The 10055-nt window shown below is 61.1% G+C and carries 8 protein-coding genes; 6 read left to right on the forward strand and 2 right to left on the reverse strand.

The features are described from left to right. Positions 1-4: 4 nt before the first annotated feature. The gene (locus CGS25_RS15955; protein ID WP_089032397.1) at positions 5-907 is read right to left on the reverse strand and encodes a LysR substrate-binding domain-containing protein; all 903 of its coding nucleotides are present in this window, start codon (positions 905-907) and stop codon (positions 5-7) included. 123 nt (positions 908-1030) lie between these two features. Here CGS25_RS15955 and CGS25_RS15960 point away from each other — a divergent pair, with 123 nt between their 5' ends. The 4 genes from CGS25_RS15960 (at position 1031) to CGS25_RS15975 (ending at position 5836) form a co-directional block, all read left to right on the forward strand. Beyond that, positions 1031-1231: a hypothetical protein gene (locus CGS25_RS15960; RefSeq protein WP_101676069.1), complete on the forward strand. Its 201-nt coding sequence runs from the start codon at positions 1031-1033 to the stop codon at positions 1229-1231. A gap of 193 nt (positions 1232-1424) precedes the next feature. Beyond that, positions 1425-4394, forward strand: a complete 2970-nt coding sequence (gene fdhF / locus CGS25_RS15965) for a formate dehydrogenase subunit alpha (protein ID WP_101676070.1) — start codon at positions 1425-1427, stop codon at positions 4392-4394. Continuing rightward, positions 4394-4861 (forward strand): hypothetical protein, encoded by a 468-nt coding sequence (locus CGS25_RS15970; protein ID WP_101676071.1) that lies wholly within the window; start codon positions 4394-4396, stop codon positions 4859-4861. Before fdhF ends, CGS25_RS15970 begins: the two co-directional genes overlap by 1 nt. A 174-nt stretch (positions 4862-5035) precedes the next feature. Next, positions 5036-5836: an alpha/beta fold hydrolase gene (locus CGS25_RS15975; RefSeq protein WP_157933855.1), complete on the forward strand. Its 801-nt coding sequence runs from the start codon at positions 5036-5038 to the stop codon at positions 5834-5836. A gap of 142 nt (positions 5837-5978) precedes the next feature. Here the strand turns inward: CGS25_RS15975 and CGS25_RS15980 are convergent, their stop codons facing one another. Next, positions 5979-7634 (reverse strand): electron transfer flavoprotein-ubiquinone oxidoreductase, encoded by a 1656-nt coding sequence (locus CGS25_RS15980; protein WP_101676073.1) that lies wholly within the window; start codon positions 7632-7634, stop codon positions 5979-5981. 635 nt (positions 7635-8269) lie between these two features. Here CGS25_RS15980 and CGS25_RS15985 point away from each other — a divergent pair. Together CGS25_RS15985 and CGS25_RS15990 are read left to right on the forward strand one after the other, a co-directional pair. Beyond that, positions 8270-9019 carry an electron transfer flavoprotein subunit beta/FixA family protein gene (locus tag CGS25_RS15985; RefSeq protein ID WP_089032391.1) on the forward strand — a complete coding sequence of 250 codons (750 nt, stop codon included), beginning with the start codon at positions 8270-8272 and terminating at the stop codon, positions 9017-9019. Next, a complete protein-coding gene (locus tag CGS25_RS15990) occupies positions 9019-9948 on the forward strand; it encodes an electron transfer flavoprotein subunit alpha/FixB family protein (RefSeq protein ID WP_101676074.1) in 930 nt (309 codons plus the stop codon). The genes CGS25_RS15985 and CGS25_RS15990 overlap by 1 nt, the downstream gene beginning before the upstream one ends. The last annotated feature ends 107 nt before the right edge of the window (positions 9949-10055 follow it).

The raw sequence follows: 10055 nt of genomic DNA on the forward strand, positions 1-10055 counted from the left end.
CTCTCTAGCCCGCCGCGACCCTAGAGGGCAGGTTTCGAAACGCCTCGACGATGTGCCGCGCCAGCTCCTCGCTGGCCGGCTCGGCGTGGTGGCGCAACAGGCCAATCTGATAGTGGCCCAGCGGTGGCAGCCCGGCGTCCGGGCCCAGCGCCGTCAGTGGCGCTTGCACCAGGCTGGCGGGGAAGGGCGCCACCGCCAGGTCGGCGAGCATCGCCGCTTCCTGGCCGGCGCAGTGTTCACTGCTGTAAGCCACGCGATACTCAATGCCGGCGCCGTCCAGCGCATCCAGCGCCATGCGCCGCCAGGCGCAGCCATGACTGGCCAGCGACAGCGGCAACGGCGAGCGGTGCCGGGCAGCGCCGGCGCGCCTTCCTGCCCACACCAGCGGCTCACTGTGCACCACCTGCGCCTGGCTGCCGTCGACGTCGTCCATGCCCAGGGTGACCAGCGCCAGGTGCAACTCGCCGTGCCGCAGACGCTCGGCAAGCTCGACACTGCGACCGGCCACCACGTCCACCTGCACCGCCGGATGGGACTGGGCGAACCGCATCAGCACCTCCGGCAAGATACGGGTGCTGACGTCATCCGGCGAGCCCAGCCGCACGGTGCCGCTCAAGGGCGGTGCGAGAAAACGGGCGATCGCCTCCTCGTTGAGCTTGAGCAGACGACGGCCATAACCCAGCAGAATCTCGCCATGGGCGGTTAACCGCACCTGCCGGGCCTCGCGCACGAACAGAGCGTGCCCGAGCGTCTTTTCCAAGCCCTTGATCTGCATACTCAACGCCGAGGGCGTGCGAAACACCTGCTGCGCGGCGCGGGTAAAGCTGCCGCTCTCGGCAATGGCGACAAAGCTTCGCAGCACGTCGTTGTCCAGCAAGGGCGCCCGGCTTGGCGGCTGATGCGGCATGGGGATTCTCCCTGTGTTCAGAAAATCTGAAAGAGTAATGTAATTCTTTTCGTTGGATTGAACAAAGAAACGGCCTCACTCTTTCCGCACAGCCTCACGGCGTGCTTTGACAAGGAGAGAGCGATGAAACCAGGCGAACAACAGCGACGGGATAAAACGGACCCGGAAGTGCCGGAGCCGGTCTTCTATATGCCAGCGATGCCACCCCTGAAACTGCTGAACTCAATGGAGCGCCGGGTGCGGGCCTGGTGGCGGCGGCGCCGCGAGAGCCTGGCACGGCGCAGGGGCGCCCTGGAGGAAAGGAAAAAACAGGTAAAATGCTGATCGGTCATCACCGGAGACTCACATGGAAATGACAGCAAATACCGGGAAACGCAGTGTTTGACGAACGGCGGGGCCGGCGGCTGGCCGCTTTGCGCCGGCGGGGCCCCCTGGACTAGGCTGACAGAACCACTCAACGGACTGGCCGGTGTGCCTCTGAGTGGCGCATCGGCGCAACGCCAGGGAGCAGCCTGTCATGCCAGACTCTCAGCTCTGCACGGTCACCGTGGACGACAGAAAGCTGGTCGGCCCGGCCGACATACCACTGATCGAATTTCTCGCCGGCCACCAAATCAGTCTCCCCCACATTTGCTACGACGCGACTCTGGGCGCCCTTCAGACCTGCGATATCTGCTGGGTTGTCGCCGATGGCCAGTTGCAGCGCGGTTGCAGCCTCAAAGCACGCGACGGCCTGCGCATCGGTGTTAACGACGAGCAGGCTGAGCAGGCACGCCGTGAAGGGGCGGACCGTATCGTCGCCCGCCACGAGCTGTATTGTTCGGTGTGTGAAAACAACAATGGTGATTGCCAGGTTCATAACGTGGTGCGGGAAATGGAAATCCCTTACCAGCGTTACCCCTATCGACAAAAACCTTACGAGGTCGATGACAGCCATCCGTTTTACCGTTACGACGCGGACCAATGCATTCTTTGCGGGCGTTGCGTGGAGGCGTGTCAGAATATTCAGGTCACGGAAACACTGAGCATCGACTGGCAAAGCGATGACCCGCGCGTGCTATGGGATGGCGGCGAAGTCGCCAACGAGTCCAGCTGTGTGTCCTGCGGCCACTGCGTAACGGTCTGCCCCTGCAATGCCTTGATGGAGAAAACCATGCTCGGTGAGGCAGGGCCGTTGACCGCCATGCCTGCCTCGCTGAAACGACCGGCTATTGATTTGATCAAGGCGGTCGAGCCCACCGTCGGCTTTCCGCTGATCTTCGGACTTTCGGAAATCGACAGCGCCTGGCGCCAGCCAGAAATCAAACGGACCAAGACGGTATGCACCTATTGTGGTGTGGGCTGCGCCTTCGAGATGTGGACCCGCGACCGTAAAATCCTCAAGGTTCAGCCGGTGGAAGAGGCGCCGGTAAATGGCATCTCCACCTGTGTGAAAGGCAAGTTCGGCTGGGATTTTGTCAACTCGGAAGACCGCCTGACCACGCCACTGATCCGTGATAACGGCCAGTTCCGCGAAGCAAGCTGGGAGGAAGCCTATCGGCTGATCGCCCACCGTTTCAACGAGATCAAAGAGCAGCATGGCCCCGATGCGTTGTCTTTTGTGTCCTCCAGCAAGTGCACCAGCGAGGAATCCTATCTGATGCAAAAGCTGGCCCGCGCCGTGATCGGCACCAACAACATCGATAACTGCTCCCGCTACTGCCAGTCACCGGCGACCCAGGGATTATGGCGCACGGTGGGCTACGGCGGCGACGAGGGGTCGATTTCCGATTTGGCCGGTGCCGAGTTGCTGATCATTGTCGGCTCGAACACCGCGGAAAGTCATCCGGTGATCGCGACCCGGCTGAAGCAGGCGCAGAAGCACCGCGGCCAGAAGCACATTGTGGCCGACTTGCGCCGCAATGAAATGGTCGAACGGGCCGATGAGCACATCCACCCCCGGCCGGGCACCGATCTGGTCTGGATCAGCGCGATCATCAAATACCTTTTCGATAACGGCCTGGAAGACCGGGAATTCCTCGACGCCAAAGTCAATAAGGTGGAGGAGTACATCCGCAGTCTGGAATCGTTCACCTTGGAATACGCCGAGGAAATCACCGGAATCGAAGCGCAAAGGCTGGCCGGGCTGGCGCGCATGATCGCCACGGCCAAGAGCGCCTGCGCGATCTGGGCGATGGGCGTGACCCAGCATGTGAACGGCTCCGACGTGTCCACGGCGCTGGCCAACCTGATGCTGGTGACCGGCAACTCGGGCAGGCCGAACACCGGCTGTTACCCGATGCGCGGACACAACAACGTGCAGGGCGCCAGTGACTTCGGCGCCATGCCCGGCCGCTTCCCCGGTTACGAATTCGTCGCCGACGATGCGGTCCGCGAGCGCTACGAGAAGGCCTGGGGTGTGAAGATTCCTTCCGGAAAGGGCTATAACAACCACACCATGGTGCAGGCGATTCACGACGATAAGATTCGTTCGCTGTATGTCATGGGCGAGGAAATGGCGATCGTTGATGCCGACGCCAATTACGTGCAGGAAGCCTTCGATAAACTGGATTTTCTGGTGGTGCAGGACATTTTCTTCACGCGCACCTGTGAACAGGCGGACGTGGTGCTGCCCGGCGCGCCCAGCGTTGAGAAGGAAGGCACCTTCGTCAATACCGAACGCCGCTTTCAGCGCCTTTATCAGGTCATGGAACCGCTGCCCGGCTGCAAGCCCGATTGGCTGATTCTGACCGAGGTGGCCGGTGCGCTCGGCGCGCCCTGGGATTACCAGAATCCCTCGGAAATCATGGACGAAGCGGCATCGCTGGCGCCGATGTTCGCGGGGGTCAGTTACGACCGGTTGGAAGGCTTCAAATCCCTGCAGTGGCCAGTGGCCGCTGACGGCACCGACACCCCTCACCTGTACATGGACGGTTACCCCTTTGCCGATGGCAAGGCGAAATTGCACGCTCTCGACTTCTACCCGCCCGGCGAAAAGCTGGATGAGACCTATGACATTCATGTTAACAACGGCCGGCTTCTGGAGACCTTCCATGAAGGCAACCTGACGCACCGGTCGCGGGGCTTGCGCAGTCTGGTGCCCGGTAATTTCGTGGAGGTGTCACCGGATCTGGCGGCGCGGCGAGGCGTGAAGACCGGCAGCCTGGTCAAGCTGATCAGCCCTTACGGTGAAATCAGCGTTCATGTTCTGGTCACCGACCGGGTTACCGGCAACGAGGTCTATGTGCCGGAAAACGCCACCGATAACGAACACGCCATCAATATCCTCACCTCCAACGATGCGGACAAGGACAGCGACACCCCGGCGTACAAGGAAATTGCCGCCCGTATGGAAGTGGTGCAGGTAGACGGGCCGCCGCCGCTGCCGCCGACCAACCACCGCTTTTGGAAGGCGACACCACAGAGCGGGGTGCTCACGGAGCGCAAATGGCAGCGCCAGGATTACGTTCAACCACCGGGCCAGGCCCGCAACCCGGAGAAATTCTGATGGCCACGGGAATTCATTATGAAGTGCCGGCACCCGCCGCGCCGGATGAAGCACGGCAAGAACTGGACCGGCTGCTGAACAATCTGCACAAGCACGGCGTGCTTCGTATTGCCAACGACTTTCTGGAAGCGTCCACCGATGTCTCCAGAATCGTTCTGGCCGGTGCCAACCAGCCACAGTCCCGCAACGTAATGCAGAACGTCTCATTACTGGTTATGGCGTTGGGCAAGGTGCCGCCGGAGCGTCTGGCGGTTCTAAGCCGTGCCGTCACCGAAGGCCTGGAGCGCATGGAAACCGCTGCTGATGAGCGACAGCGGAGTAGGGCGCCAGGGCTCACAGGAACCTATAAGCTGCTTCACGATGAGGCGCTCTGGAGCGGGCTGAGCCCTCTATTGGAAGGATTACGTGGCTTCGCGCAGTGCCTTCATGAGAAGGAAGAAAAGCCCGCCGCCAAGCGACACGACTAGCCATCCTTCATTCTCCCTGCCAATGCCGGCGCCCTGAACCACGCGGAGCCGGCCCCGTGGCGCCCCGCATTCCGGGGCGTTGGCGCATCGGCTGGCACTGGCTGTGCGGTCATTTTTAATGAGAGTATATTAATCCTTTCCGGCGCGCGGCGTCTTTCCAGAAAGGAGTTCACGGTGTTACACGAGCAGATTGTCCGGCACGGCGAGGTGGCCAGCCATGTGCGCATTCACGGTCAGGGCGAGGGCGATGTCATCACGATTCTGCCGTCGCTGGGCCGTGGCGTTGAGGATTACACCGGCGAGTATCGGTGCACCCTGACCGAGCGTCTGGTGGAAGCGGGTTACCGGGTCGTGTTGATTCAGCCGCGTGGCATCGGCGCCAGCGAGGGGGATCTGACGCCGGGGTCGGTGTCAATGCAGGCGCTTGCCGGAGACATCGCCGTGGTGCTGGATGCAGTGGACATTGACCGACTGACCGTGATCGGCCACGCCTTTGGCAACCGCCTGGCGCGCACGTTCGCGACGCTTTACCCGCGGCGGGTCGATCATCTGGTGCTGCTCGCCGCCGGCGGCAATTTCCCCATGAGCGATGAACAGAAGCAGGTGCTACGTGATTCGGTGGACCTCTCGCTGCCTGACGAGCAGCGCCTGCGGGCCATTGAGCGCGCCTTTTTCGCGGCCGGCAATGACCCCTCGGTGTGGCTGCACGGCTGGTATCCGCAGCTGATGCGCGCCCAGTCGCGGGCGGTGGCGGGCATCGACGGGGAGTTCTTTAAGCGGGCCGGCGGCAAGCCGTTTCTGCTGGTGCAGCCCGCCGAGGATTTCATCGCACCGCCGGACAAAGCCGGCAAGGCCCTGCGGGCGGAGTTGGGCGAGCAGGTCACCTACGTGGAGATTGCCGGCACCGGCCACGCGCTGACCTCCGAACGACCCGACCAAGTGGCACGGCATGTTCTCGCGTATCTGCGACGATAAAGAGGGGGGGAGTTTCAGTGTTCAGTTTTCAGTTTTCAGTTTTCAGTGGAGCAGGGTGGTGCCATTCTGGAACTGAAAACTGAAAACTGCCATTAAAAAAGAGGCGCTCCGAAGAGCGCCTCTTTTTTATCGCGACCCCGAATCACATATTCGGGTAGTTCGGTCCGCCGGTGCCTTCCGGCGGCACCCAGTTGATGTTCTGGGTGGGGTCCTTGATGTCGCAGGTCTTACAGTGGACACAGTTCTGCGCGTTGATCTGGAAGCGCTTTTCGCCACTGGTTTCGTCTTCCACCACCTCGTACACACCCGCCGGGCAGTAACGCTGCGCCGGTTCGTTGTACTTGGGCAGGTTGTATTCGATCGGAATACTCGGGTCTTTCAACTGCAAGTGACAGGGCTGATCTTCTTCGTGGTTGGTGTTGGAGAGAAACACCGAATCCAGTTTGTTGAAGGTCAGTTTGCCGTCCGGTTTCGGGTAGTCGATTTTCTTGCACTGGTCCGCCGGTTTCAGAGTGTCATGATCCGGGGTGGTGTCGTGCATGGTCAGCGGCAGTTTGCCGTTGAAGATATTGATGTCGACAAACGCGAACGCGGAGCCCAGGAAATTACCGAACTTATGCTGGGCGGGGCCGAAGTTGCGCTGCTGATGCAGTTCTTCGTAGACCCAGCTGTTTTCAAACACGCTTTTGTATTCGCTCAGCTCATCGTTGGCGCGCTCGCCTTTGATCGCTTCGCTGATCACTTCGGCGGCCATCATGCCGGACTTCATGGCGGTGTGGTTGCCTTTGATTTTGGCGAAGTTCAGCGTGCCGGCGTCGCAACCGACCAGAATGCCGCCGGGGAAGGTCATCTTCGGCAGGGATTGAAGACCGCCTTTGGAAATCGCACGGGCGCCGTAACTGACGCGTTTGCCGCCTTCCAGATATTTTTTGATTTCCGGGTGCAGTTTCCAACGTTGCATCTCGTCGAACGGCGAGACGTGCGGGTTGGAGTAGGCGAGATCGGTGATCAGACCCAGGGTCACCTGGTTGTCTTCCATGTGGTACAGGAAGCCACCCCCTGGCGAGCCGGATTCGCTCAGCGGCCAGCCGGCGGTGTGGATGACCAGCCCCTGTTTGTGCTTGGCCGGGTCGATTTCCCACAACTCTTTGATGCCGATGCCATAGTGTTGCGGGTCGGCGCCTTCGCGCAGGTTGAACTTCTCCATCAGCTGCTTGCCGAGGTGGCCACGGCAGCCTTCGGAGAACACGGTGTACTTGGCGTGCAGTTCCATGCCCGGGGTGTAGCTGGGCTTCTTCTCGCCGTTGTGGTCGATGCCGGAATCGCCGGTGGCGATGCCTTTTACCGAGCCATCTTCGTTGTAGAGCACCTCGGTGGCGGCGAAACCGGGGAAGATTTCAATGCCCAGGCCTTCGGCCTGCTCGGCCAGCCAGCGGCACAGATTACCCAGGGAGATAACGTAGTTGCCCTCGTTGTGCATGGTCTTGGGGGCAAACGGGCCGGGTACTTTGCTGCCTTTGTCGACGCCGGTGAAGTAATAGATTTCGTCACCATCAACCGGGCTGTTCAGGGGCGCGCCCAGTTCTTTCCAGTTGGGGAAGAGTTCGTTCAGGGCACGGGGTTCCAGCACGGCACCGGAGAGAATATGGGCACCGACCTCGGAGCCTTTCTCTACCACTACGACGCTGAGTTCCTGGCCGCTTTCCTGGGCGATCTGGCCCAGGCGGCAAGCGGTTGCCAGACCGGACGGACCGGCGCCGACGATGACTACGTCGACTTCCATAGATTCGCGTTCCACAGCCTGTCTCCTAGCTAGCGGTTCTGTTACGGCCCGGACCGGGCCGGCCGGAAACCTCGCGCCACGGGCCGCGCAATACAGCGCGGCATCGGCATAAGGCGGAGGTTCTTGGGGGTGGCGCGGAGTATAAAGGAACGGTGCGATAAGTCTATTGACTGACGCGTCCCGATGGCCCGCTGCCCGCGCGGATTCTGCTACGGGCACCCATTTCACCATATTATGGAATCAAGTTTCACATATACTCAAACAACCGTTTGGATTATGCGACGCCAGGTGTTTGATTTACAAGGACTTGGCCGACTGATGAGTCATGAAACAAGGTAACAATTGGCAGCAAAATCATCTGCTTAGGTCATTTGGGAGAGCCTTGTTCTATTGATTTTCCGTGGGGCAGCGTTCAAGATACCGGCTCTCGCGCGGGGCCCCCGACGTTCATCGTCGTCTCGCCTCCTTCATAGTTTCCGTCCTGAAAGATGCCGCAGCGAGAGCGACATGGGGCGTGTGATTGCGACAACCCGGGGTGGGCTTCCAGACCCCGTCGTGTCGCAATCGCAGGGCGAGTCCGGCAATGCCGGCCGTCGCCGTCTCTGGACGGGGACTACTTAAGTCACCAAGTGGAAGATTCCGAGGATCCTATGAAGGTTCTTGTACCCATCAAGCGAGTCATTGACTACAACGTTAAGGTTCGCGTTAAGGCAGACCACTCCGGTGTTGATCTCGCCAATGTGAAAATGGCCATGAACCCTTTCTGCGAAATCGCCGTTGAAGAGGCGGTTCGTCTGAAAGAGAAAGGCGTGGTCACCGAAATCGTGGCCGTCTCCGTCGGTCCCAAGGCCGCTCAGGAACAACTGCGCACCGCCATGGCGCTGGGCGCGGATCGCTCGATCCTGGTCGAGACCGATGAAGCAACCCAGCCGCTGGGTATCGCCAAGGCGCTGAAGGCGATTGTCGACGAAGAGAAGCCCGAGCTGGTTATCCTTGGCAAACAGGCGATCGACGACGACAACAACCAGACCGGCCAGATGCTGGCCGCGCTGACCGGCATGGCTCAGGGTACGTTCGCCTCCGAGGTGAATGTGGAAGAAGGCAAGGTCAAGGTGACCCGTGAAATCGACGGCGGCCTGCAGACCATCGAGCTGAAGCTGCCGGCGGTGGTGACCACCGACCTGCGCCTCAACGAGCCCCGTTACGCTTCCCTGCCGAACATCATGAAAGCCAAGAAGAAGCCGATGGACGTGAAGTCCCCGGCGGACCTGGGCGTTGACCTGACCCCGCGCGTGACGATCGAGAAGGTGGAAACGCCGGCCGAGCGTAAAGCGGGCGTGATGGTGGGCTCCGTGGACGAGCTGGTCGACAAACTGAAGAACGAAGCGAAGGTGATCTGATGAGTGTTTTAGTTTACGCCGAACACGACAACGCCACGCTCAACCCGGTCACCCTGAGCGTTCTCGCCGCCGCCAAGGAACTGGACGGCGACATCACCGTGCTGGTCGCTGGTAAAGGCTGCGGCGCCGTCGCCGAAGCCGCCGCCAAGGCGGAAGGCGTCAGCAAGGTACTGTGCGCGGACAACGATGCCTACGAGCATCAACTGGCCGAAAACATCGCTGACCTGGTCGCTGAAGTGGGCGCGGATTACAGCCATATCCTGGCCGCCGCCACCACCACCGGTAAGAACTTCGCGCCGCGCGTCGCCGCGCTGCTGGACGTGGCCCAGATCTCCGAGATCTCCGACGTGGTCGATGGCGATACGTTCCGCCGCCCGATCTACGCTGGCAACGCCATTGCCACCGTGAAGTGCACCGACGCCAAGAAAGTGATCACCGTGCGCGGTACTTCCTTTGATGGCGTGGCCGCCGAAGGCGGTTCCGCCTCGGTGGAAAACCTGGACGTGGTCAAGGATTCCGGCCTCTCCACCTTTATCGGTGAAGAGCTGGCCAAGTCCGACCGCCCCGAGCTGACCGCCGCCGACATCGTGATTTCCGGTGGCCGTGGCATGGGCAACGGCGACAACTTTGAGATTCTCTACAAGGTTGCCGACAAGCTGGGCGCCGCCGTTGGTGCGTCCCGCGCCGCCGTGGACGCCGGCTTCGTGCCCAACGACATGCAGGTCGGGCAGACCGGCAAGATCGTGGCGCCGCAGCTCTACATCGCCGTGGGCATCTCCGGTGCGATCCAGCATCTTGCCGGCATGAAGGACTCCAAGGTGATTGTCGCCATCAACAAGGACGAAGAAGCCCCGATTTTCCAGGTGGCGGATTACGGCCTGGTGGCGGACCTGTTCGAAGCGGTTCCCGAGCTCGACAGCAAGCTCTGATCGCCTCGTTCTGATAAAAAAAAGCCCGGCCCCGCGCCGGGTTTTTTTTTGGCGTATCACGCCGGACGCCGGACGCCGGACGCCGGACGCCAGACGCCGGACGCCAG

Source organism: Alloalcanivorax mobilis (assembly GCF_002864685.1).
GTDB classification, from domain to species: Bacteria; Pseudomonadota; Gammaproteobacteria; order Pseudomonadales; family Alcanivoracaceae; genus Alloalcanivorax; species Alloalcanivorax mobilis.

Excerpts from the sequence above, each read along its gene's own strand:
- CGS25_RS15985 (WP_089032391.1), top strand. The coding sequence starts at position 8,270 with ATGAAGGTTCTTGTACCCATCAAGCGAGTCATTGACTACAACGTTAAG.
- CGS25_RS15990 (WP_101676074.1), top strand. The coding sequence starts at position 9,019 with ATGAGTGTTTTAGTTTACGCCGAACACGACAACGCCACGCTCAACCCG.
- fdhF (WP_101676070.1), top strand. The coding sequence starts at position 1,425 with ATGCCAGACTCTCAGCTCTGCACGGTCACCGTGGACGACAGAAAGCTG.
- CGS25_RS15960 (WP_101676069.1), top strand. The coding sequence starts at position 1,031 with ATGAAACCAGGCGAACAACAGCGACGGGATAAAACGGACCCGGAAGTG.
- CGS25_RS15970 (WP_101676071.1), top strand. The coding sequence starts at position 4,394 with ATGGCCACGGGAATTCATTATGAAGTGCCGGCACCCGCCGCGCCGGAT.
- CGS25_RS15955 (WP_089032397.1), bottom strand. The coding sequence starts at position 907 with ATGCCGCATCAGCCGCCAAGCCGGGCGCCCTTGCTGGACAACGACGTG.